Consider the following 22,041-nt stretch of genomic DNA (forward strand, 5'->3'; position numbering starts at 1 on the left):
AGCATCTCATGTCTCACCCTCTTTGGTTCGATCCCAGCCTGTGCCTGATCGGTGGGGCATGGGTTAAACCCAAGTCCTCTGCGACTCTGCCTTTGGTAAACCCGTCGGATGGAACGGAGATTTGCCAGATTGCGCGTGGCGGGGCAAAGGATGTCGAGTTGGCCGTACATGCTGCCCGATCAGCGCTGGATGGCGAATGGGGTCGTATGAGTTCTTTGGAGCGGGGTCGCGTCCTGTCGCGTCTGGGGCAGCTGGTGCTGGAGCGTGTCGACGACTTGGCTTTGATCGAAGCAATGGATGTCGGCAAACCGTTGACGCAGGCCCGCGCCGACGCGTTGGCATTGGCGCGGTACTGCGAGTTTTACGGGGGTGCCGCAGACAAAGTGATGGGGGAAACGATTCCCTATCTGGATGGGTACACGGTGTACACTCTGCGCGAACCACACGGGGTGACGGGCCATATCGTGCCGTGGAACTATCCGATGCAGATCATCGGCCGCTCGGTCGGGGCGGCGCTGGCGATGGGCAATGCCTGCGTGTTGAAACCAGCTGAGGAGGCTTGTCTTACAGCGTTGGCCTTTGCCCATCTTGCAGTCGAGGCAGGATTGCCTGCTGGTGCGTTGAACGTCGTTCCCGGACTGGGAACTGAGGCAGGCGCGGCTTTGTCGGGGCATCCTGGCGTCAATCATGTATCTTTCACCGGATCGGTGGCGACGGGCGTGCTGGTGCAGCAGGCGGCGGGGCGCAATGTTGTACCGGTAACACTGGAACTGGGTGGAAAATCGCCACAACTGGTCTTTGACGATGCCGATCTTGAGGCCGCTTTGCCATTTCTGGTGAACGCAGGCATTCAGAACGCGGGGCAAACCTGTTCAGCTTCTTCGCGCATTCTTGTGCAACGCGGCGTGTACGAGCAGGTAAAAGCAATGATGTCTGAAGCCTATGCGCAACTTACTGTAGGCCCGGCGATTCAGGATCTGCGCGTTGGCCCGCTGATTTCCGAGCGTCAGAAACAGATCGTGACCAGCTTTGTCGAGAAAGGATCCGACCTTACCATAACCGCACAAGGGCAGATCGTGGAACAGGCTCCGGACGCAGGTGCTTATGTACGCCCGACATTGTTTTCTGATGTCCCGTCCGATCACGTGTTGGCAAGGGACGAGGTATTCGGTCCGGTTCAGGTTCTGATACCGTTCGAAACCGAAGAACAGGCTCTAACTATAGCAAATAGTACCGATTATGGCCTTGTCGCCAGTATCTGGACCCGCAACGGCGCCCGGCAGATGCGGCTGGCGAAACGCCTGCATTCGGGGCAGGTCTTCATCAACAATTACGGTGCAGGCGGCGGTGTTGAGCTGCCTTTTGGTGGTGTCGGAAAATCCGGTCATGGCCGCGAAAAGGGGTTCGAGGCGCTTTATGGTTTTTCTCAGCTAAAAACGGTCGCTGCGTATCATGGGTAGACCTTAGACGATTACTTCGAACGCTTCTTGTTCGCCGACACCGAACACTTTTTTGTATCGCGCTATTTCGTCAGCCGGGCCCATGGCTTTTTCCGGGTTGTCCGACAGTTTGACGGTTGGCCGCCCATTGGCCGACACTGCCTTGCACACCAGCGAAAACGGCGCGAGCGCATCTTTGGGAACCAGCCCCCTGAAATCATTGGTAAGCAACGTTCCCCAACCAAAGGACACCTTTGTCCGATTGGAGAATTGGGCGTGCAGTTCGCGAATTTTGCCCACGTCCAGGCCGTCCGAGAAGATGATCCGTTTTTGTAGCGGGTCCTCGCCCCGTGAATTCCACCAGTCGATTGCGATTTCTGCACCGGTAGCCGGGTCTCCGCTGTCGATACGGATGCCGGTCCATCCGGCCAGCCAGTCGGGTGCGTTGTCCAGAAAACCCTTGGTGCCGTAGGTATCCGGCAGAATGATACGCAGATTGCCATCATGCTCTTCATGCCAGTCGCTGAGAACGTCATAGGGCGCGCGCTCAAGCTCCGCGTCTGTTTCGGCCAAGGCGGAATAGACCATAGGCAGTTCGTGTGCGTTTGTACCGATTGCCTCGACCTCGCGCCGCATGGCGATCAGGCAATTGGATGTTCCTGTAAAGGCCGATCCCAATCCTTCAATCATCGCCTGCGCGCACCAGTCCTGCCACAGGAAGGAGTGTCGGCGCCGAGTGCCGAAATCCGCGATGCTGAGACCTTCGACATCGCGCAGCTGGTCGATCTTTTCCCAAACCCGTGTCATCGCACGGGCATAGAGTACCTGTAGTTCGAACCTGCGCATGTCGTTCAACACCGCACGTGACCGCAGCTCCATCAGAACGGCCAATGCCGGGATTTCCCACAACATGACTTCGTGCCACTTACCCTCAAAAGTCAGTTCATACTGATCTCCCTTGCGTTCAAGGTGATAGGGCGGAAGGCGCAGATTTTCGAACCACTCCATGAAATCCGAGCGAAACATCTGTCTTTTGCCGTAGAACAAGTTGCCACGCAGCCATGTGCTTTCGCCTCGGCTGAGGCTGAGTGATCGAATGTGGTCAAGCTGTTCGCGCAGCTCTCCTTCGTCGATCAGGTGGGCCAGCGGGACGTGATTCGAACGGTTAATCAGCGAAAAAACAACATCGGTTTGAGGCTTATTTCGAAACACTGACTGGCACATCAGCAGTTTGTAGAAGTCCGTGTCGATTAAAGACCTGATAATTGGGTCTATTTTCCATTTATGATTGTACACACGCGTCGCGATGTCGACCATGAGGAGCTCCTGCGATTTCCGTTGTTAGATCAATCGAAGCGGTGATTGGCAAGAGTCGCCAAATTGGTAACAATGCCAAGGTCAAGTCACATTGCGGGCTTATTATGAGTTCTCTTCACCATTTAGTGAGGGGGTGGGGATGGTAGAAAAGGTTAAGTTTTGTGAATGGGTCTTGAGTACGATTTTGACATAGTTGCGATTGCACCTGACGAAGTTGACCCGGAACATGGGTTTGCGGCCATGACCGGCACGCGACCGGTGCGCGCGTTGTTTCGGGATTTCCACACCGCTCAGGCATTGCGATCGGCGTCGCCCAAGATTCGCAGGATCTTCCTGGAATCCGGGTTCAGCCTGGAAACGCGCAATGGCGGTGGGCGCCGCGGCTATTACCCGCCCGAAGATTCAGTTGATCGTGATCGCATTCTCAGGCGGTTGTTCACGAATATCAGAAACATGGGCCTGCAGGGTGAATATTGCGGTGAGTTCGATTTCTGGGAGTTCCTGCATCATGTCAGGACTGCAAAGCCTGGTGAGGTGCGTGTAAACGGCAAGCCAGAAAAACTGCCAAAGCTTCAGCAGCCAGTCAGCGCACCGCCAGAGCGCCGGACGGTCGTTGGACGCGTCGGCTTTGCACTGGCGACGGCAGTTATTCTGTTTATTGTCCTGAAATACTTGGCCGAACGCGGCGCGGCGCCTTAACCGCTAAACTAGCGATACACCAGCCGCGCGCATCGCTTGCTCTGCTGCGGCCAGCGACCCGTCCATGTCGATTGCACGGCAGGCGGCCATATTGACCGTCACGTCAAAGCCCAGCAGGGTAGCGTCCACAGCCGAGTAATACACACAGAAGTCGGTGGCCAACCCAACCAGTGTCAGTTGTCGGATCCCGCGCGTATCCAGATAGCCTTTGAGGCCTGTGGGGGTTTCCCGGTCGTTCTCAAAGAACGCGGAATAGCTGTCGATAGCGCTGCGAAACCCTTTTCGCAGGATCAGATCGGCATCCGTGCGCAAGTCTGGGTGAAACGCTGCGCCTTCAGTTCCCTGAACGCAATGGTCGGGCCACAGCACTTGCGGGCCATAGGACATCTCGGTCATCTCAAACGGAGCCTTGCCCGGATGCGAACTTGCGAACGAGGTATGACCCGCCGGGTGCCAGTCCTGCGTCAGGATGACGGCGTCGAACTGGTCCATCATCTCATTGATCGGGGCAACAATCTGATCCCCTCCAGATACGGCCAGGGCTCCGCCGGGGCAGAAGTCATTCTGGACGTCGATAACGATCAGAGCATGGGTCATGGAGGCCTCCTGTATAAGGTCTATCGGTATGGGGAGGGGCAGTGGTCGTCAATCCGCTCTCTTGCGTCTGATCCGCGCGGGTCTTAAATCGCGCCCATGTACATGATTGCCGCACTATACCATTTCACCCGGTTTTCGGACCCTGAAGCTTTGCGTCCCGGGCTGTTGGCCCTGTGTCGCGCGCAGTCCGTCAGGGGCACGCTGCTGTTGGCGCATGAGGGGATCAACGGCACGATAGCCGGCCCACGCGCAGGAGTTGACGCGGTTCTGGCACATATCCGCGCCTTGCCCGGATGCGACGGGTTGGATTGGAAAGAAGCCACTTCCGAACACCCTCCATTCGGCAAGATGAAAGTACGTCTGAAAAAAGAGATCGTAACGATGGGCCAGCCGGATATCGATCCACGCGCCAGCGTAGGCCATTACGTCGAGCCCGAGGACTGGAATGATCTGATCCGCTCGGACGACGTAGTGGTGATCGACACACGTAATAACTATGAAGTGGCCGTTGGTACTTTTGAAGGTGCGATAGATCCTAATACTGGCAGTTTTCGTGAATTTCCCACCTGGTGGGAGGCCAATAAAGACCGGTTTCACAACAAACGTGTCGCCATGTTTTGTACCGGCGGAATACGGTGTGAGAAGTCGACGAACTATCTGCTGGGGCAGGGGGTCGAGGATGTCTATCACCTGAAAGGTGGCATTCTGCGGTATCTCGAGGAAATGCTTGAAGAAGACAGTACGTGGCAAGGCGAGTGCTTCGTGTTCGACAATCGCGTCTCGGTTGGTCATGGCTTGACTGAGGGGCCGCATAAACTGTGCCATGGCTGCCGTCGTCCGATCCTGCCCGAAGACATGAAACGCTCGGAATACGAGCATGGCGTGTCTTGTCACCAATGCATCAATGAAACCTCCGAGGCGGATAAGATGCGGTTCCGCGAACGGCAAAAGCAAATTCTGTTGGCGCGTTCGCGAGGGAACGAGCATCTGGGTTCGGATTGATTTCGGCTTGCAGGCTGGTGCAGGAAACCGGATGATCCCACGCAAACCAGCATGATGGATCGTTAATGTCCCACGAGCCCAGAACCTTGGAAGAATGGAAATCGACCTTTTTGGCGGCACTCGGGCTGGTTCTGGCCAGTTTTCTTGCGTGGTTCGGGCTGTCGCGGCTTAGCGAAGCCACCGCTGGGGACACGATCGGCACAATCGCCGCGGTGGGTTTGGTAATCTGGATCGTGTCACAGTCCTGGTACTACATGACCCAGGTGGAATCGCCACGACGGCTATTGTTCCTGATGGGAGTGTCCTTCATCCAGGTTGTACCTTTCCTGTTCGCAGCCGTTTATGGCGCGTTCGGGTATAACGAGCATTGTGTCATCGGCGCTCATGGACCGGCCGACATCTTGTATTTCTCGTACGTCACCTTCACCACGGTCGGATATGGCGACATGTCACCTACAGGCTTGTGCCGTGGGTTGGCCGTGGCCGAAGCCGTGACAGGGTATATCCTGCTGGGCATGTTTGTCGCTGCTGCGGTCGCCCTCTACGCTCGCAATCACGGCAAATAAGGCTCTAAACCGGGGCTATTTATTCAGATCGATCCATTGTGACATCATCTGTTTATCGCGAAAACACTCGCTTGGAATCGGGCGGCGTTTGCTGCGGGAAATCCGCTCGGCGAAGGCGACTTGTTTGCCGGTCGGGTAATTGGAAAAGGGCGACGTGTCCTGCGGTTTGTGCGCCGAAATCCAGTCTGACATAGACTTGCGATCGCGCTGCGCCTCGACCGGAATTTCCAGGGCCGATTGTTGTGCGATTGCGCGGGCATATCGCATCTGCCGATCCGTGACCGGAAGAAGGTAGTAATCGTTGCTGGGTGCATCGAACCAGCTTTGACGGGCTGCGTTGGCCATAGCTCGAAAACCTCCGTTCCACCTGCGACACCTTGTGGAACAAATATAGAACATTTTAGGAACTTTTTCAAGATTTCAGCTGGCGGAGGCACTTGTCGCGCCATTCTCAATCCAACTTGTCCCACCGTCACGCGGCCAACAACGGCGCGTTTTCCACGCGCTCAATACCTATCAATGAGTGATCTTCCGATAATTCAACCCACGGTCGGTCATATCTTCGCGCCCGATGGCACAAGCGGCGGTGCTCCGCTCATGGCGCGCTGGGATAGACTGGCAGAACACCCATTCGAAGAAGACCAGCCCGTCGTGTTTGTTTCACTTCCGGCCATTCATGCTCTGTTCCCGACATTTCGCGTCGGGAACAGAGCATCAGTGGGGTGCGGTCTGTGGCTGACTTTCGGAAATGGATGCATTCAGGAGAGAACCCATGAAAACCCATGCGCAGGCGGTAGTGATTGGAGGCGGTCTGGTCGGCTGTTCAATCCTGTATCATCTTGCAAAGCTGGGCTGGCGCGATGTTGTTTTGCTGGAACGGGATGAACTGACCAGCGGTTCGACCTGGCATGCAGCGGCGAACATTCACGGGCTGCATGACAACAACAACGTGACGCGCATCCAGCACTACACGATGAATCTGTACAAAGAGCTGGAGAAAGAAACCGGGCAGGGTTGCGGCGTTTTTCAGCCCGGATCGCTCTATTTGGCGCAGACCGAAGATCGCGAGCACCAATTGCGCCTGCAAGAGGCGAAGGCAAAGTTCTATGGTCTGAACTTCTATGAAATCAGCCGCGCGCAGGCGAAAGAGCTGCACCCGTTGGCGCAGTTCGATGACATTCGCTGCATCATGTATGAACCCGATGGCGGCAATGTCGATCCGTCCGGCGTGACCATGGCCTATGCCGCGGGGGCACGGGCAATGGGCGCCACGATCGAGCGGTTTTGCCCCGTAATAGGGACTGATCAGCAGCCCGATGGGTCATGGATCGTTCGCACAAAGAAGGGCGACATTCACGCGCAATGGGTGGTCAATGCGGGCGGTCTCTGGGGGCGCGAAGTCGCGGCTTTGGCCGGGATCGAACTGCCGTTGCAACCGACTGAGCATCAGTATTTCGTCACCGAAGCAATTGATGAGGTCGCAAGCCTAGGCCGTCGCTTGCCGTCCATCGCCGACCGAGACGGCGAGTATTACTTCCGCCAGGAAGGCAACGGTCTGTTAATCGGCGCCTATGAGAAGGACATGCGGTTCTGGGCCGAAGACGGAACACCGCTGGACTTTGCCCATGACCTGTTCCCCGACGATCTGGACCGGATCATGGAAAACGTCATTCGTGCCACTGAAAGGGTGCCGGCCGCTGCCACGGCCGGCGTCAAACGGGTGATCAACGGCCCGATGATCTGGTCGCCGGATTCGAACGCAATCTGGGGGCCAGTGCCAGAGCTGAAGAATTACTTCTGCTGTACCGGCATCATCCCCGGTTTCTCGCAATCCGGCGGTCTGGGCCTGCTGGCCGCGCAGTGGATGATCGAGGGCGAGCCGCAATACGACATGTTCGCGTGGGATCTGGCCCGTTTCGGCGACTGGGCTGATAAGGCCTTCACCAAGGCACGTGTCGAAGATGCCTATACACACCGGTTCGCGATTCACTTCCCAAACGAGGAACGCAGCGCAGGTCGCCCCGCGCGCGTGCGGCCCGCCTACCGGATGCAGCAGGACATGGGCTGCGTCTTCGGCCTGAACTGCGGTTGGGAGCACCCGCTATGGTTCGCAGATCAACCCGGCACGGTTGAGACCAACGGCTTCACTCGCCAGAACTGGTGGGAACCCGTCGGGCGGGAGGTCCGAATGCTGCGCGAACATGTTGGTGTCATCGATATCTCGAATTTCGCCAATTACACGATCAAGGGACCGGGTGCCCATGACTGGCTGGAAGCCCTCGTCGCAAACCGGGTGCCGACCGAGGTAGGACGCTCGTGCCTGACGCCGCTGATTTCAGTGCGTGGCGGGGTGGCCGGTGATTTCACGATCACCAAGGTGGCCGAAGACGAATACATGATGATCGGGTCCGGTATGGCCGAGCGTTACCATCAGCGGTTCTTCAACATGGTGAAGCTGCCGGAAGGCACAACGCTCGAGGTCGCCACCAATCGCATCGCGGGCTTCAACGTCGCTGGTCCAAGGGCGCGGGATGCCCTGCAACAGTTGACCAACGCAGATTTGTCGAACGAGGCGTTCCGATTCATGCGCTCGTCAACCATCGAAGTTGCCGGCGTCACTTGCCTGGCGATCCGAGTCAGCTTTTCCGGTGATCTGGGATGGGAGCTTCATTGCGTCGAAGAAGACCAGATCAGGCTCTATTCCGCGCTATTGGAGACTGTAAGACGATTTGACGGCGGTCCGGTTGGGGGCCGAGCTTTGGGTTCGCTGCGGATCGAGAAGGGTTATGGATCGTGGGGTCGCGAGTATTCACAGGAATACTGGCCGCAAGAGGTCGGATTGTCCGGGCTGATCAAGCTCGACAAAGACTTCCTGCACAAGGAGGCGTATCTGGCGGTCAAGGACAACGCACCGCGCGAGGTGTTGTCGATCTTTGAAGTTGAAGAGGACAACGCAGACGCGACCGGCGGCGAGCCGATCTTTACTGCCGACGGAAAGCCTGTAGGCCGCGTGACCTCTGGCGCTTATGGCTATTCGGTAGGTAAATCCCTTGCCATCGGCTATGCCGATCCGAACGCAGCACAACCAGGTGACACCGTCGAGATATTCATCCTCGGAAAACCACACACAGCCAAGATCCTCTCAAACGCGCCATTCGACCCGAAAGGAAACCGTCTTAGGGGAATCTCAACCGCTCAGATGGAAACAGCCGAATGACCAGCACTTTTGATCGCGTCGCAGAATTCACGCTGTCCCGTCCTGCTGACGAGATGCCCGACAGCGCCCACGAGGCAGCCGCGCTGATGTTGCTGGACACGATGGGTGTTCTGATCGCTGCAGGTCCGATGGAGGCAGGAGTTATTGCCCGCGAAACGGCGGCGTCACTTTATGCCAGCTCCGACCCGACTTACAGCGCGCGCATGTTGTTTGACGGCCGCACGGTCAGTCTGGCCGGCGCTGCTTACGCGGCCGCGACCCAGACTGATAATCTCGACGCCCATGACGGCTTCAATCCGACCAAAGGCCATATCGGCGTGGTCGTGGTACCTGCCCTTGCAGCACTGGCCGAGCATTGCCCTGATCTGACCGGTCGCGACGCGCTATCTGCGGTGATAACCGGGTATGAGATTGCTGGACGCGCGGGTCTGGCGTTGCACGCTACCGTCAGTGATTACCACACTTCGGGTGCTTGGAATGCACTGGGGGTTGCGGCCATGGCCGCGCGGCTGCGTGGTTTTTCGCCTGATCAGCTGCGTCAGGCTTTTGGTATTGCGGAGTATCACGGACCGCGCAGTCAGATGATGCGCGAGATCTCCAATCCTACCATGTTGCATGACGGATCAGGTTGGGGTGCCTTGGCGGGCATGTCGGCTGCAATTCTAGCAGAACGCGGATTCACCGGTGCGCCGGCGATTACTATAGAAGAAGATCGTGCAGCTCCCTTCTGGGACGATCTGGGCACAGTCTGGCAGATGAGTCAGCAGTATGTGAAACCCTATCCGATCTGCCGATGGGCTCATGCGGCCATAGACGGCGCCCGGCTTTTGATGCGGCAGCACGACCTGAGCCACCAGCAGATTGAAAGCATTCAAATCAACAGTTTCCACGAAGCCGCCTGCTTGTTTCCGGGCCTGCCGGAAACCACATCCCAGGCACAGTATTCCTTGCCATTCGCTGTTGCGGTTCAAACAATTCACGGTCGAATTGGTGTCGAGCATATTTCAGGAACAGGCCTGTCAGATCCGGTTGTTGCAGACCTGATCAAGCGCATTCAAGTCGCCGAAAGTGACCGCCACAACGCGCGTTTCCCGCAAGGACGTTGGGCCGATGTCCAAATTATCACCAAAGATGGTCGGAACCTTCGTTCTGGAGATCTGAATGCCCGAGGCGGCCCCGACGTGCCGTTTAGCCGGCAGGAAATTGTCGAGAAGTTCAAGGAATTCTCGGTTCCTTTCATCGGTGAGACGCGTGCGGACAAGATCGAGGCAGCTATCCTTGGGCTTGTTGAGACGAACGCACGGTATTCCGAGTTATCGAAGCTGCTTTTCGATCCGCCGGAAGGACGAAGCGCCTAAGCCGGTTACTTGTCAAAAAGCCAGCGTTAGTGTCTGTTTTCACTGTTTCAGAAACTAGTAGTTTGTTTGGGCTGTGCGCCGGACTTTCCGCGAAAAATTGCTGGTGCGACACCGAACAGAACTTCCAAAAGAACGCACCGTGCCCCCAAGTTTTACGAGGAATGCCGAACTGGCTTGGATTGCGATCAGCTTTTGATTTCGGCGGATTCTAAGAACGTTTCCTGCTATCTAATCAGCTGTATCTTCGCCCAGAATGGCGAACAATTCGCCGATTTTCCTTCGAACAGTCGCGCTATCCTGCAACAATTCCATCGCATCGGCCATCGGCTTATCTGGCTGGCGATCAACCGGTTTTTCCAGCAATAGACTCAATTTGGCCAGAGCGCTGTACATTCCTGAGGCATCACTCTCGGTGTTCTCCAACAACCCTGCCCGCCAGAAGTTTCGGTCGGCTTCAGTGGTTTCGCCGATATCTTTCAGAACCATCGCCGCGCCGGCAAAATCCTGACTGACCACGAGCGCCTGCGCCCGTATACGTTGGGCGGCCTCCGAGTTATCCCCGGATAGCTCCAACAAGGCTTGTCGCGGTCGCGCCTGATGTAGTGACGCACGGGCACGAAGGTGAGATCTGTCCAAGCGGCGCGCGTTGTCCGTTTTCCGGTTCGCCAGGGTAAACCCAAGCTTTGCAAATCCCAAACTTGTCAGACGTTCAGAAAGGGAAATGGCTGTATCCGTCTTCATGGCTTCACGCCGTTCTTCCGAAAGGCTCAATACGTGACTCAGAAAAGTCACGTCGTCCGCGCGCTCGGCCAGAAGTAGCAAGATTTGATTGTGCGTTCTGCGCCAACCCTTGTCATTCGGGGATGACGGAACTTGTTTCATTGCGGCTTCAAATTCCTGATTAAGACCTAAGGCCACCGCATGCGCGCGGGCCATCATGGGACCAATCTCTGATCTACGAAACTGAACCGCATAAGCCGCTGCAAGATCCAGTTCCTGTCCCGTAATCGCACCTCGATCGGACCATCTTTTGTCGATCAAACGAGCCAGCGCAAGGGGCGCTTCTATGGTAGCGTCCGGGGCCGTCGCTGCCGCGGTCAAAAAGTAGTCGGTTTGTTCGCTGTCTCCTTCGGCTGCCGCCACGCCAGCGTTGGCCAATGCCAGTTCAGGCCGATCATTCCCATCAAGCCGTTTGATCGCCCGCAATACACGTCGCGATGCCTCCAGCTTTCCGGCTTCTACGAATGTATCGGACAGGATCGGTCCCAGATGGTGTTTCAAGTGAGGGGGAAGACGAGCAAAGGAATGCTCGATTGCGTTTGACTGGTCATCCGCAGTCAAACGGCCTTCCGACAACAATGCCCAAAAAGCTGCGTCGCCTCCGCAACGCTGCTGATCCGCGAATGGGTTCGGACTGACTGCCTTCTGGCCGTCCATTATCCGTGCAATCGCCTCGATCCGGTCCCATGTCTCGATACGCTGAGGAGCCAGTTTCAATACCTGAACCGCCTCGGCGCCAAAGCCATAGTAGGTATAGAGTTTTGCCAGCATTTCCGCTCTTGTCGTGTCCAGCCGGTCAAATTCCTGGAACAAGCTAGTTCTCAACTCGGCCACTTGTTGCGGGAAAGGTCGAGAATCCGACCAGTTTTCAAACCCCAACTCTGCGTTCGCGATGCAGGTTGGCCGTGTGTCAACTTGCTGCAACGGAGATTTTTTTGACCCTGAAAACTCATCCAGAATCGACGAAACCTTCAGGTTGCGCGGCAGTTCAACGGGAATCTGTGTCGGCCCAAAGTATCCCGACTGCCGCGTGCCGACACCGGCCAGATCCAAATCAACGACCTCTCGGTCGGACCCTTGCAAGATCCGCGACATCAATTGGGTTTCAAATCCACGACGCTTTGTCTGCAGCAACAAGACCGAGAGATCCGAGCGCAGGGATTTTGGTGGCTCGGTCTTGCGCCCGCCGCCGCCCCTTCCCGGCAAAATTGGCGGGAGGGCTGCGGTTTCAGGAGGTGGCGCGTATTTACCCGGCGCAATATCCACGACGACCATTGTCTGGCGGTGCAAAAAGGCCTTGGCGATACACTCACACCCAAAGACCATTTCAAGCGCCGCGCCGGGTTCGGACTGAGACAAAGACGTCAGCCGCCCCTCGGACAGACGGTTAAAGACAGAACGGGTTTCGAACTCTGCGCCTTCAATGGCCAACGACAGGCGCGCACCGTTGGGCTGCGGCGTCAAATCCCAACCAGTGCCCGGGGGAACCTGAACCACAAGACGCGTGAATCCGTCATGTTCGCCGGACCGCACGCTGACGGATTGCGCCATAGTGCCCGATGCCAGAACAATCAGGACTAAGGTCAGGAGGAAGACGCGTGTCATGCGGCCGCCTGCTTCAGTTCTTTTAGTGCATCCTCAAGTTCCGAGAATCTAGGGCGATTGTGGGTAGGGGTGTTCTGGCGGCCTACCTCAATGCACATTGCAGCATTATGGTTGTGGAGATTTGCGACCAGAACCTCTTTGATCAATTGATAAAAATGGTTGTCCTCCTCTACCACGGCCTTGAGCTTTCCCGCGAAAGGTCCAACCAGACCATAGGCCAGAAACACGCCGAGGAATGTACCGACCAAGGCACCGCCAATGAGTTTCCCCAAAACTTCCGGAGGCTGATCAATCGAACCCATCGTCTTGATGACCCCCAACACGGCCGCCACAATTCCAAGTGCCGGCAACCCGTCTGCTACAGTTTGCAACGCATGGCTGGAATGCATGGCGTGATGGAAATTCGCGTCCATCCGTTTTTCCAGAACCTCTTCGACCTGGTGAGGATCATCGTAATTCATCGAGGCCGAACGCAGGGTGTCGCAGATCAGGTCCACTGCCTCTTTGTCGGCCTGAATTTTGGGGTAAGCCGAAAACAGGGCCGAGGATTGAGGATCTTCGACATGCTGTTCCACCTCAACAGGGTTAGTGCGCGCTATACGGATCAGCGAAAACAGCAGGCACAGCAGATCCCGATAATCTTCAGGTTTCCATTTCGGGCCTTTGAACACTTTGCCCATGTCTTTGGCGGTGTGTTTAACAGCACTCATGTCATTGCTGATCAGGAAGGCGCCAATAGCCGCACCGCCGATCATCATCATCTCAAAAGGCAACGATTTCATGATGATCGCCATCTTTCCCCCAGCGGCGAGGTAACCGCCGAAGACCATGACGAAGATAAAGGCAATTCCAATGATTCCGATCATGGGAGATCTCCAGCGTTTCGAAGAATGGATTGGCGGAGCATCTGAGCTACTCCTCAGGTGCCAGGGCATTGCGCCCGGCCATCACAACGCTAATCGTATAGGCCGCTTCGGGGCTGAGCCCGGCCATCACGCCCGCGGCTGCATCGGGTGGCATACGTGACAAGAAACCGGCTGCGAACACGGGGTCCATCGTCTCGAACAAATCCGCAGCATCCTTGGGCTTCATATTCTGATAAACATCCGTGAGCCGGGTCAGGTCGGATTCTGCGGCTTTGTCGGCAATTGCCAGTGTTTCGCGCAGCGACTCTTCCGCTTCCAGCAACGCGGTCAGGCGGCTTTCGATGGCGCGCTTTGCGATCTCCTGCGCCTTCTCCTGGTCCAAAAGAGTTGCTTCGCGGCGGTTCAAGTCCTCCTCACGACGGAGTAGGGCAGTCAACAGCACCTGCAATTCTGCCGGTGTGGTCCCTTCCGCAGAGGGCTTTCGGGTCGGGGCTGCAATGGGCTCGGCGCTGCGGGCCAGTGCCGGACCTGCTTCCACTCCCAGACGAATGGCTGCCGATCCAATCATGAGCAGAGATATCACTGTCAGAACGCCGCCACGTGGCCGTTTTGGCCTTGTGCGTGAGGGGGCTTTGATCATTGTGCCGCTCCGCCTTGCACACGCGCGTGGCGGAAAAACATGATCCCTTCCGGTGCTTTGGCTTCCTCCGACGCAGAACCCTTGTCTGCACCATGCTCTGTGGCAATCTCGACCGTAGCGGGTTCCTCTCCATCTGGCTCTTCGACCTTTTCCTTCAGGTCCTCCACGGGCTCTTGCGATGTGCTCTTTTGTGCTTGCTCATCGGGGATGACGTCATGCATCGACGCCATCATCAGTTCCAGCTTCTGCGCAACCTTTTCCGCATGCTCGGTTAGGTCCAGCAGTGACTTCCCGGATTGATCGGACGCTGCGCGAGCGGATTCCAACGAACCTTTCAGCTCATCCGCCTGCGCAGAGAGGACCGAAACAGCCCCGCCTACGCCTCTTTCAAGGTCGGTAAACCGCTTCAAGCGCCTTGCCAGAACAAAACAATAGAGACCTGCGCCAAGTGCGCCGGCGACCAGCAGAATATCGGCTATCAGTTCCAACTTCGCCTCCTAGTTCAACACGAATTCCATAACCAAGACGTCACGTACGCGCCCCTCGCCGACCACAATTCCAATACGCCGCAGCAGGTGCCCCCGGATGCGGACCAGAGCCAGCGAATCCTCAAGATCGCTCAGTTCAACCGCGCGGAGGTAGCCGTTCAGAACATCCATGATTCTCGGCAGCAGCTTTTCAATGTCCGCGACATAGTCAGTATTCACCTCAAGCTGGGCATGGAACTTCAGATGGCGAGAATCACCGGCATTGACCGAGATGATTACCGGCGGCAGGTCGACGAATCCGACATTGGGCAAGGCGTCTGGAGATATGCTCTGGTCCATTTCCGCAGCCTCTTTCGACATGGCTTTGCCTCCGATTGGCAATAGGCCAGAGCTGGTAAGGAAAAACCCGATCGCCGCGCCTGCGATGGCCAGAATCATCGCAATGATTATACCCTTTTTCCCTGATTTCTTAGGGGCTTCTGCCTCTTCGACTGTTGCGTCGGTCATGACGTCCTCATCCTTGCGTTCGACAAATGTCATAACCCCGCAGGGACTAACCGATTGTTAAGGGCAATCGTTCAAACAAAGGATGAGCCGCACAGAAAGTCGGCGAGTCGGAGGTGAGCGTGCAGCAGATCGGAGCTGTCTGGGCAAGTTTGGACAGGCGCAAACAAATCATAGTGGCTGGTGCCGTTGCGCTGGTGTTTCTGGGCGTTCTCGCCATGTCGCGGATCGCGACGGCGCCCTCGATGACGCTGCTTTATGCAGGGTTGGAAAGCGGTGCTGCCGGGGACATCGTGCGTTCGCTGGATCAGCGTGGCGTTCCTTACGAGATCAAAGGTGGGTCTATCTATGTACCCGGCGGGCAGCGGGACGAGCTGCGCATGACGTTGGCCAGTGAAGGGCTGCCGGCGAATGGCAACCGGGGATATGAGCTGCTGGATTCGCTAAGCGGTTTCGGAACCACGTCGCAGATGTTTGACGCAGCTTATTGGCGCGCAAAAGAAGGAGAGCTGGCACGTACAATTGTCGGCAGTCACCATATCAGTCAGACGCGCGTACACATCGCTAACGGATCGTCGAATCCGTTCCAGCGCAGTGTGGCCCCGACGGCGTCTGTTTATCTGGTGCCTTCGGGGGCTCAGATTACCGGAGATCAGGCCAAGGCGATCCGGTTCCTGGTTGCCTCGGCGGTCAGTGGACTGGCCCCCGAAAATGTCACGGTCATCGATTCGAATGGCGCCGTTATCGGCGTGCAGGATACCGCGGTTGCTGCCGATACGTCGGATGACAAGGCGAAACAGTTGCGCGAACGCGTGCTACGTCTAGTCGAGGCGCGGGTCGGTGCGGGCAATGCGGTTGTTGAGGTCAGCGTGGATACCGTGACCGAGACTGAGTCTATCCGGGAGCGGCGCTTTGATCCCAAGGGGCGCGTTGCCATCAGTACGGATGTCGAGGAACGGTCGGACAGCGCGCGCAATCAGTCTGCAGATGTGACTGTTGCGTCCAACCTCCCAGATGGCGATGGCGCCGGAGGTGATGAATCCAACTCAACTGCCACTCAAACCCGTGAGCGGGTAAATTACGAAGTTTCCGAAACGGAGCTGGAGGTGCATCGCGCACCCGGAGCGATCAAACGCCTGACGGTGGCTGTTCTTGTAAACGGCACGCGTACGGTTGGTGTCGACGGGGCGGAGGTCTTTGAACCGATACCTCAGCCCGAGCTTGATGCGCTGGAGGAGCTCGTGGCGTCGGCCGTTGGCTATGATGCTGAGCGTGGAGATGTGATTACGCTGAAGTCTCTGGACCTGCCTCTGGTTGAGCCGAAAGGCACATTGGTAGCTGCGTCGCTGTGGCAAAAGATCCATTTCGACGCCATGGCGTTGATCCAGATGACAGTATTGGCTCTTGTTTCCCTTGTTTTGGGTCTGTTTGTGATCCGACCTATCTTGACGAATTCGGCAACGATGCCCGCATTGTTGCCTGCGGGCGCTCAACCTCAGGCGGACGCTTCGTCCGTTTTGGTGGGGGAAATCGCCACAGATGACCCGCAGGAATTCACGCCCCTACCCAACCAAAGCCAGCAGAACGTCCCTGCAGTGACGGCTCGTCAAAGCGAAGATGCAGTCGATCGCCTGCGCGCCATGATCGGCGACAAACAGGAGGAAACCGTCGAAATCCTGCGCAGTTGGCTTGAAGAAAGCGAGGAGAAGGTGTGATGTCCATTGCTCACCTGCTCGAGGATTTCACGGTACAGGTTGGCGCCGTAGCGATACATCTGTTGGATGATGACGCGCTCGAGGAACAGCGCCTTGCTGCATTCGAGGCCGGTTACGGTGCCGGCTGGGAAGATGCCGTTCAGGCGCAGGAACAAGCGCGTGGACAAATAAGCGCCGAACTGTCCAGCACGCTGTCAGACCTGTCCTTTACCTATCATGAGGCGCTAACCCGCATGACGCTCTCGTTGGAGCCGATGTTTCAGAGCCTCGTTCAGACCGTCCTGCCTGAGATTTTGGACCAGAGCTTTGGACCGCGTTTGGTCGCTCAGCTGTGCGAGATGGCAAAAGACCAGATCGGGCAGCCGATGCTCTTACTGGTGCCCACAGGAACCGCAGAACAGGTTGAACCACTGATACCGCATGACTTTTCAGCGCAAGCTCGGGTTGTTGAAGATCCTGCACTGCAGCCTGGTCAGGCCAGGCTGCAGGTCGGCACCGCCAGGTCTGAGGTGGATTGCGAGGCGTTGCTGACCGCCATTTCCGGCGCATTCGACGCCCATGTTTTTGAAGCAAAAGAGGCTTTGTCAAATGAGTGATCCCCAAGCTCCCAAGTCTGAGAAATCCAACCCGTTCGAGACTGTTCCGATTGAGGTGACCGTCTCGGTTGGCCGCGCTCGTCCGTTGATCCGCGATTTGCTGAACATGGGTGAAAACGCCGTTCTGACGCTCGATAAGCGGATCGAGGACCCGGTGGATCTGTATGTCGGCGATCAACTTGTCGCTCGCGGCCTACTGGAAGAACTGGAAGGAGACCAGGCAGGGCAGCTTGCAGTGCGCTTGACCGAGATTTCGGATTTGCAGAACGGGATCGGATGATGCGCCATCTGTCCTGGTTGGCAGCGGCGCTGCTCTTGCTGCCTTCGGTGGCAGCCGCGCAGGAGTTGTCGCTATCTCTGGGTGAAGGGGGGTCGATTTCCTCCCGGACTATTCAGCTGATCTTGCTGATCACAGTGCTGAGCCTGGCACCGGGGATTGCGATCATGATCACCTGTTTTCCATTCCTTATTACGGTGCTGGCGATCTTACGGCAGGGTATCGGGTTACAGCAGTCACCGCCCAACATGCTGATCGTCAGCCTCGCTCTGTTTCTGACGTATTTCATCATGGAGCCCGTGTTTTCAGAGGCCTGGGTCACTGGCATTAAACCCTTGGTCGACGAAACCCTGGATGTTGAGCCTGCACTTGAAAGGGCCCTGATCCCATTTCGCGAATTCATGGCAGCTCGTCTGGATACAGAGACGTTTCAGGCCATGGCGTCACTGCGCCCGGATGGCGAGGCGATGCGATTGTCGCCTCAGGCACCTTTGTCCGTACTGATGCCTTCATTCATGCTGTCCGAAATTGCTCGGGCTTTTCAGATCGGATTCCTGATCTTCCTGCCTTTTCTGATCATCGACCTGGTTGTGGCGGCCGTCCTGATGTCGATGGGCATGATGATGGTGCCGCCAGCAACGGTATCGTTGCCGTTCAAGCTCGCTTTTTTCGTGATTGCCGATGGTTGGGCACTGATAGCTGGGGCACTGGTTCGCAGTTACGCGCCGTAACGCCTATTGCCGGGTGATCAATAACCGCGCACGCAGGCCTTGTTCCCCGGCTTCGAATTGCAGCGTACCACCGTGCTGCTCGGCAACGGTTGTGGCGATCGTCAGGCCCAACCCGAACCCGTCAGACGACCCGATATTCGAGCCGCGCCGAAATGGCGTCAGCAACGCTTCGATATCCTCGACAGACAGATCGGTACCCTTGTCCTCGACGATGATGGTGGCGGTTTGCGCGTCGGTTTCCAGCGCGACCTCGGCATGGCGTCCATATTTCAGGGCGTTGTCGATCAGGTTCGTCAATGCGCGTTTCAATGTGATCGGGCGCGCCGTGACCAGAATGCGCCGGGTTTCGGTCAGGGATCCCCGGCCCCTGCGGGACATGAAGACAGACGGAGCGCCTTCGACTGTAACCGGAGCCACTTCTTTCAGGGTCACGGGCTGTCCCATGTCTTGGTAATCGGCGACCATCGACTCGACGAGAGAGGTAAGTGAAATCTGACGCGGTTCCTCGACGCTCAGCTCGGAGCGCGTATAAGTTAGAACGCTTTCTATCATGCCGGTCATCTGGTCCACGTCGGCTTCGAGCTTTTCGCGCAATTCGGCGTCGGGGATCAGTGCGGCGCGCAGGCGGACGCGAGTCGCGGGCGTGCCCAGGTCATGGCTGACGCCTGACAAAACGATGGCACGTTTTTCCAGCTGTGAGCGCTCGTCATCCAGATGATCGTTTACGGCAGAAACCATCTCGCGCAGCTCTTCCGGCCCGTCTGCGTCATAGCTGTCAGGCCCACCGCGCCGCCTGCGGTCTCGCAGAGCCTGTGAGAAGCGGGTGAATGTGTCAGAGACATTTCCGACTGATGTCAGAATGACGGCCAAAGTTACGACGGCAGCGAGAATGGCAGGTAAGCGAAGGTCCGCAGGAGCCGCCTTGCATCCCCAGATACCGGTCCCGTCCACCTGTTGCCAAGGGCCGCGTCCGAATTGCGCTATCAGAATCGGTTCACTGCAATAAGTGGCAAGAAGGCGTGTCAGGTTGCCCAGTTTCTCTGGTCCGGTCTGGTCGCTTTCGGAAACGATGCCCGAAATCGGATAAACCAGCCGGTCCGACATCACCGCAAGCGTCAGTTCGCGTCCGCTTAGCGGCGAGGAGCTATCCGTCAGAATAGACAGGTTGGTGACAAAACGGCGGCCAGAGAACCCGGGCATTTGTTCGAACATGCCAGCTTCGGCGAGGGCGGCAGCCTCTGGGGGCAAAGGTGTTATGGAAATGGCGGTCGTCGGCGCGATGCCCGTGCGCAACTCTTCATAGACCGAAAACCCCGCCACGAAGGATCGCGTCAGGTACCTGTCCCAGGCTTGCGAGGAAGCAAACCACAGCCCAGCCGCCAGCAACCCCGAGGCAAATCCCCCTAAAGACCAGATCCAGCCCAGACTGCGCAGGCGCAGGGTCATGCGTCCTCTTCCACCGTGACCTCAGCAGCAAAGACATATCCCACACCGCGTTCGGTCCGCAGCATTTGCGGGTCCTTCGGGTTGGTCTCGATCTTGGATCTCAGGCGCCCCACCAGCATGTCGATGGCGCGTCCCTGCGCCTCGGGCTTGTCGGTTTCACCGGTGACATCAAGGGCAGCGGCGATTTCGTCCCGGGTCAACGGAATGTGCGGATTGGCCAACAAAACCTTAAGCAATGCGGTCTCGCGCTGCGACAGGGACACCAGGTACCCTTCAGGAGAGTGTACTTCGTCCCGTTTGCCGTCATAGGTCCAGCCCCCAAAGTGAAACGTACGTGTGCGGCGGCGATAGGCCAGTGACGAGGTTCGCCGCGCCCGTTGCATCACCGCCCGGACGCGAGCCAGCAGCAGTTGAGGGTTGAACGGTTTGGCGATGTAATCATCAGCACCGACCTCATATCCCGCCATACGTTGATGATCCGCCGAAAGAGCCGAGACAAGAATGATCGGCACATCCTGTTCGCGTCGCAGCCGAGCGCAGATTTCAACTCCGTTCTCGTCTCCCAGCATCACGTCCAATAGGATCAGGTCGATCCGCCCCGAGGTCAGGTGCGATCGTACATCCTTTTCCGAACTGGCGGGCAGGGCGATAAATCCGTTCTGCTGAAAGAACTGGGTCATCATTGATCGCATCTCCGGATCGTCATCCACCACCAAGAGTCGCGGAATGCTCACGTTGTCTGTCCTCCCAATCTGTCCTCCGGTGTTGCCGCCAATTGTAACGATCTGCAACAGATTCAAGGTCAACGTAACATGCTGTAACAAAAGCGGTGGAAAATTCCCATCCGTCAGGGCTTTGGCCCGGATTATCCGTTGCCAGACGTCATTCTGGTCGCAGTATTACGCACATGGCTGCCGTCTCGGCGGCAAGGGATTCTCAGGGAGGAGACAAAAATGAAGCGTTTTGCATTTGCCACCGTTTCGACTTTGGCCGTTGCGGCTGGGTCGTCCGTTGTGGCCGAACCGCAGGCTGAAGTCCTGCATTGGTGGACTTCGGGTGGGGAAGCCAAATCGGTTGCCGTATTGCAGGAAGAGTTCGCCTCGAACGGCGGCACCTGGACTGACATGCCGGTTGCTGGCGGTGGCGGAGATGCGGCGATGACCGCGTTGCGCGCCCGTGTTCTGGCTGGCAACGCGCCGACGGCTGTTCAGCTGAAAGGCCCGGCCATTCAGGAATGGTACGAAGAAGGCGTTCTGGCCGACATTTCCAGCGTAGCCGAAGCTGAAGGCTGGGCTGATGTTCTTCCTGCATCGATCGCGGGACATATGCAGTGTGAAGGCACATGGTGCGCGGCGCCGGTAAACGTGCACCGTATCGACTGGATCTGGGCGAACGCCGACATCTTGGCCGCCAATGACATCGAAATGCCCACAACCTGGGATGAGTTCAACGCCGCTGCGGAAAAACTGCAGGCTGCTGGTGTGATCCCGCTGGCCCACGGCGGTCAGGCATGGCAGGACGCCACCGTTTTTGAGGCGGTCGCGCTGGGTCTCGGTGGTCCCGAGTTCTATCAGAAAGCATTTGTGGACCTGGATCCCGAAACGCTGACTTCGGACACCATGGTACAGGTCTTTGATCAGATGCGCACAATGCGCGGTTACGTGGACGAGAACTTCTCGGGTCGCGACTGGAACCTTGCCACCGCTATGGTGATGAATGGCGAAGCGGCGTTCCAGATCATGGGTGACTGGGCCAAGGGCGAATTCCTGGCCGCTGGCAAAACCCCCGGCGAAGATTTCCTGTGCGCCTCGACCCCCGGCGACGGATATCTGTACAACGTCGACAGCTTTGCCATGTTCGAAGTGGAAGGTGACGACAACCGCGCCGGTCAGGAACTTCTGGCCAAGCTGATCGTTGCGCCGAACTTCCAGGAAGTGTTCAACCTCAACAAGGGTTCGATCCCGGCACGGACCGATGTTGCACTGGATGCGTTCGACATCTGCGCCAAGATCTCGGCCGAAGACATGGGTTCGACCTCGGCGGGTGGCTCGCTGCTGCCGTCCTATGCCCATGGCATGGCGCTGCGCGGTTCGCAGGCCGGTGCGATCACGGATGTTGTGACCGCGCATTTCAACTCGGATATGTCCTCGGCTGACGCAGTTCAGCAACTGGCGGACGCAGTGGCAAACAGCTACTGA

At 57.3% G+C, this 22,041-nt stretch carries 21 protein-coding genes; 11 read left to right on the forward strand and 10 right to left on the reverse strand.

What is annotated here, in order from left to right:
- Positions 1–8: 8 nt before the first annotated feature.
- The gene (locus AC2TDA_RS07965) at positions 9–1,460 is read left to right on the forward strand and encodes an aldehyde dehydrogenase family protein (RefSeq protein ID WP_480877473.1); all 1,452 of its coding nucleotides are present in this window, start codon (positions 9–11) and stop codon (positions 1,458–1,460) included.
- Between the two features lie 3 nt (positions 1,461–1,463).
- Here the strand turns inward: AC2TDA_RS07965 and pncB are convergent, their stop codons facing one another.
- Positions 1,464–2,756 (reverse strand): nicotinate phosphoribosyltransferase, encoded by a 1,293-nt coding sequence (gene pncB / locus AC2TDA_RS07970; RefSeq protein WP_480845265.1) that lies wholly within the window; start codon positions 2,754–2,756, stop codon positions 1,464–1,466.
- Between the two features lie 165 nt (positions 2,757–2,921).
- On the opposite strand from pncB, the gene AC2TDA_RS07975 reads away from it, so the two are divergent.
- The gene (locus tag AC2TDA_RS07975; RefSeq protein WP_480845266.1) at positions 2,922–3,455 is read left to right on the forward strand and encodes a hypothetical protein; all 534 of its coding nucleotides are present in this window, start codon (positions 2,922–2,924) and stop codon (positions 3,453–3,455) included.
- A gap of 3 nt (positions 3,456–3,458) precedes the next feature.
- On the opposite strand, the gene pncA is transcribed toward AC2TDA_RS07975, so the two are convergent.
- Positions 3,459–4,052, reverse strand: coding sequence for a bifunctional nicotinamidase/pyrazinamidase (pncA, locus tag AC2TDA_RS07980; protein ID WP_480845267.1), 594 nt, complete (start codon positions 4,050–4,052; stop codon positions 3,459–3,461).
- Between the two features lie 96 nt (positions 4,053–4,148).
- Between pncA and trhO the strand changes: the two genes are divergently transcribed.
- Positions 4,149–5,054 (forward strand): oxygen-dependent tRNA uridine(34) hydroxylase TrhO, encoded by a 906-nt coding sequence (gene trhO / locus AC2TDA_RS07985; RefSeq protein WP_480877471.1) that lies wholly within the window; start codon positions 4,149–4,151, stop codon positions 5,052–5,054.
- 65 nt (positions 5,055–5,119) lie between these two features.
- On the forward strand, positions 5,120–5,620 hold the full coding sequence (locus AC2TDA_RS07990) for an ion channel (protein WP_480845270.1): 501 nt from the start codon (positions 5,120–5,122) through the stop codon (positions 5,618–5,620).
- A 15-nt stretch (positions 5,621–5,635) separates the two neighbouring features.
- Here the strand turns inward: AC2TDA_RS07990 and AC2TDA_RS07995 are convergent, their stop codons facing one another.
- Complete coding sequence (locus AC2TDA_RS07995) at positions 5,636–5,965, reverse strand: hypothetical protein (protein ID WP_480845271.1); 330 nt, start codon at positions 5,963–5,965, stop codon at positions 5,636–5,638.
- Between the two features lie 427 nt (positions 5,966–6,392).
- Between AC2TDA_RS07995 and AC2TDA_RS08000 the strand changes: the two genes are divergently transcribed.
- Positions 6,393–8,837 (forward strand): GcvT family protein, encoded by a 2,445-nt coding sequence (locus AC2TDA_RS08000; protein WP_480877468.1) that lies wholly within the window; start codon positions 6,393–6,395, stop codon positions 8,835–8,837.
- Entirely contained in the window at positions 8,834–10,195 is a 1,362-nt protein-coding gene (locus AC2TDA_RS08005) for an MmgE/PrpD family protein (protein WP_480877467.1), read from the forward strand. Before AC2TDA_RS08000 ends, AC2TDA_RS08005 begins: the two co-directional genes overlap by 4 nt.
- A gap of 228 nt (positions 10,196–10,423) precedes the next feature.
- On the opposite strand, the gene AC2TDA_RS08010 is transcribed toward AC2TDA_RS08005, so the two are convergent.
- From AC2TDA_RS08010 to AC2TDA_RS08030, 5 genes are read right to left on the reverse strand one after another with little or no spacing between them, the layout of a single operon-like run.
- On the reverse strand, positions 10,424–12,580 hold the full coding sequence (locus AC2TDA_RS08010) for a hypothetical protein (RefSeq protein ID WP_480877465.1): 2,157 nt from the start codon (positions 12,578–12,580) through the stop codon (positions 10,424–10,426).
- Positions 12,577–13,446 (reverse strand): flagellar motor stator protein MotA, encoded by an 870-nt coding sequence (gene motA, locus AC2TDA_RS08015; RefSeq protein WP_480877463.1) that lies wholly within the window; start codon positions 13,444–13,446, stop codon positions 12,577–12,579. The genes AC2TDA_RS08010 and motA overlap by 4 nt, the downstream gene beginning before the upstream one ends.
- A gap of 46 nt (positions 13,447–13,492) precedes the next feature.
- The gene (locus AC2TDA_RS08020; RefSeq protein WP_480877461.1) at positions 13,493–14,086 is read right to left on the reverse strand and encodes a MotE family protein; all 594 of its coding nucleotides are present in this window, start codon (positions 14,084–14,086) and stop codon (positions 13,493–13,495) included.
- On the reverse strand, positions 14,083–14,574 hold the full coding sequence (locus AC2TDA_RS08025; RefSeq protein WP_480877459.1) for a hypothetical protein: 492 nt from the start codon (positions 14,572–14,574) through the stop codon (positions 14,083–14,085). The genes AC2TDA_RS08020 and AC2TDA_RS08025 overlap by 4 nt, the downstream gene beginning before the upstream one ends.
- Positions 14,575–14,583: 9 nt before the next feature.
- On the reverse strand, positions 14,584–15,081 hold the full coding sequence (locus tag AC2TDA_RS08030) for a flagellar basal body-associated FliL family protein (protein WP_480877457.1): 498 nt from the start codon (positions 15,079–15,081) through the stop codon (positions 14,584–14,586).
- Between the two features lie 119 nt (positions 15,082–15,200).
- Here AC2TDA_RS08030 and fliF point away from each other — a divergent pair, with 119 nt between their 5' ends.
- Genes fliF through fliP form a run of 4 tightly spaced genes read left to right on the forward strand, consistent with a single transcriptional unit; the run spans position 15,201 to position 18,397 of the window.
- Positions 15,201–16,793: a flagellar basal-body MS-ring/collar protein FliF gene (fliF, locus tag AC2TDA_RS08035; protein WP_480877455.1), complete on the forward strand. Its 1,593-nt coding sequence runs from the start codon at positions 15,201–15,203 to the stop codon at positions 16,791–16,793.
- Positions 16,793–17,389, forward strand: a complete 597-nt coding sequence (locus AC2TDA_RS08040) for a FliH/SctL family protein (protein ID WP_480877453.1) — start codon at positions 16,793–16,795, stop codon at positions 17,387–17,389. The genes fliF and AC2TDA_RS08040 overlap by 1 nt, the downstream gene beginning before the upstream one ends.
- Positions 17,382–17,669 carry a FliM/FliN family flagellar motor switch protein gene (locus AC2TDA_RS08045; protein WP_480845283.1) on the forward strand — a complete coding sequence of 96 codons (288 nt, stop codon included), beginning with the start codon at positions 17,382–17,384 and terminating at the stop codon, positions 17,667–17,669. Before AC2TDA_RS08040 ends, AC2TDA_RS08045 begins: the two co-directional genes overlap by 8 nt.
- Positions 17,666–18,397: a flagellar type III secretion system pore protein FliP gene (fliP, locus tag AC2TDA_RS08050; RefSeq protein ID WP_480877452.1), complete on the forward strand. Its 732-nt coding sequence runs from the start codon at positions 17,666–17,668 to the stop codon at positions 18,395–18,397. The genes AC2TDA_RS08045 and fliP overlap by 4 nt, the downstream gene beginning before the upstream one ends.
- A 3-nt stretch (positions 18,398–18,400) precedes the next feature.
- On the opposite strand, the gene AC2TDA_RS08055 is transcribed toward fliP, so the two are convergent.
- A complete protein-coding gene (locus AC2TDA_RS08055; RefSeq protein WP_480877450.1) occupies positions 18,401–19,843 on the reverse strand; it encodes a sensor histidine kinase in 1,443 nt (480 codons plus the stop codon).
- Complete coding sequence (locus tag AC2TDA_RS08060; protein WP_480845287.1) at positions 19,840–20,577, reverse strand: response regulator transcription factor; 738 nt, start codon at positions 20,575–20,577, stop codon at positions 19,840–19,842. The genes AC2TDA_RS08055 and AC2TDA_RS08060 overlap by 4 nt, the downstream gene beginning before the upstream one ends.
- Positions 20,578–20,796: 219 nt before the next feature.
- On the opposite strand from AC2TDA_RS08060, the gene AC2TDA_RS08065 reads away from it, so the two are divergent.
- Complete coding sequence (locus AC2TDA_RS08065; protein ID WP_480845288.1) at positions 20,797–22,041, forward strand: ABC transporter substrate-binding protein; 1,245 nt, start codon at positions 20,797–20,799, stop codon at positions 22,039–22,041.

The organism is Ruegeria sp. HKCCD6426 (assembly GCF_057221115.1).

What these genes read in the sequence shown, in the direction of transcription:
- AC2TDA_RS07965 (WP_480877473.1), top strand. Translation starts at nt 9, where the DNA reads ATGTCTCACCCTCTTTGGTTCGATCCCAGCCTGTGCCTGATCGGTGGG.
- pncB (WP_480845265.1), bottom strand. Translation starts at nt 2,756, where the DNA reads ATGGTCGACATCGCGACGCGTGTGTACAATCATAAATGGAAAATAGAC.
- AC2TDA_RS08020 (WP_480877461.1), bottom strand. Translation starts at nt 14,086, where the DNA reads ATGATCAAAGCCCCCTCACGCACAAGGCCAAAACGGCCACGTGGCGGC.
- AC2TDA_RS07975 (WP_480845266.1), top strand. Translation starts at nt 2,922, where the DNA reads ATGGGTCTTGAGTACGATTTTGACATAGTTGCGATTGCACCTGACGAA.
- trhO (WP_480877471.1), top strand. Translation starts at nt 4,149, where the DNA reads ATGTACATGATTGCCGCACTATACCATTTCACCCGGTTTTCGGACCCT.
- AC2TDA_RS08010 (WP_480877465.1), bottom strand. Translation starts at nt 12,580, where the DNA reads ATGACACGCGTCTTCCTCCTGACCTTAGTCCTGATTGTTCTGGCATCG.
- AC2TDA_RS08030 (WP_480877457.1), bottom strand. Translation starts at nt 15,081, where the DNA reads ATGACCGACGCAACAGTCGAAGAGGCAGAAGCCCCTAAGAAATCAGGG.
- AC2TDA_RS08005 (WP_480877467.1), top strand. Translation starts at nt 8,834, where the DNA reads ATGACCAGCACTTTTGATCGCGTCGCAGAATTCACGCTGTCCCGTCCT.
- AC2TDA_RS07990 (WP_480845270.1), top strand. Translation starts at nt 5,120, where the DNA reads ATGTCCCACGAGCCCAGAACCTTGGAAGAATGGAAATCGACCTTTTTG.
- AC2TDA_RS08000 (WP_480877468.1), top strand. Translation starts at nt 6,393, where the DNA reads ATGAAAACCCATGCGCAGGCGGTAGTGATTGGAGGCGGTCTGGTCGGC.
- fliP (WP_480877452.1), top strand. Translation starts at nt 17,666, where the DNA reads ATGATGCGCCATCTGTCCTGGTTGGCAGCGGCGCTGCTCTTGCTGCCT.
- motA (WP_480877463.1), bottom strand. Translation starts at nt 13,446, where the DNA reads ATGATCGGAATCATTGGAATTGCCTTTATCTTCGTCATGGTCTTCGGC.
- AC2TDA_RS08045 (WP_480845283.1), top strand. Translation starts at nt 17,382, where the DNA reads ATGAGTGATCCCCAAGCTCCCAAGTCTGAGAAATCCAACCCGTTCGAG.
- pncA (WP_480845267.1), bottom strand. Translation starts at nt 4,052, where the DNA reads ATGACCCATGCTCTGATCGTTATCGACGTCCAGAATGACTTCTGCCCC.
- AC2TDA_RS08055 (WP_480877450.1), bottom strand. Translation starts at nt 19,843, where the DNA reads ATGACCCTGCGCCTGCGCAGTCTGGGCTGGATCTGGTCTTTAGGGGGA.
- AC2TDA_RS08065 (WP_480845288.1), top strand. Translation starts at nt 20,797, where the DNA reads ATGAAGCGTTTTGCATTTGCCACCGTTTCGACTTTGGCCGTTGCGGCT.
- AC2TDA_RS07995 (WP_480845271.1), bottom strand. Translation starts at nt 5,965, where the DNA reads ATGGCCAACGCAGCCCGTCAAAGCTGGTTCGATGCACCCAGCAACGAT.
- AC2TDA_RS08040 (WP_480877453.1), top strand. Translation starts at nt 16,793, where the DNA reads ATGTCCATTGCTCACCTGCTCGAGGATTTCACGGTACAGGTTGGCGCC.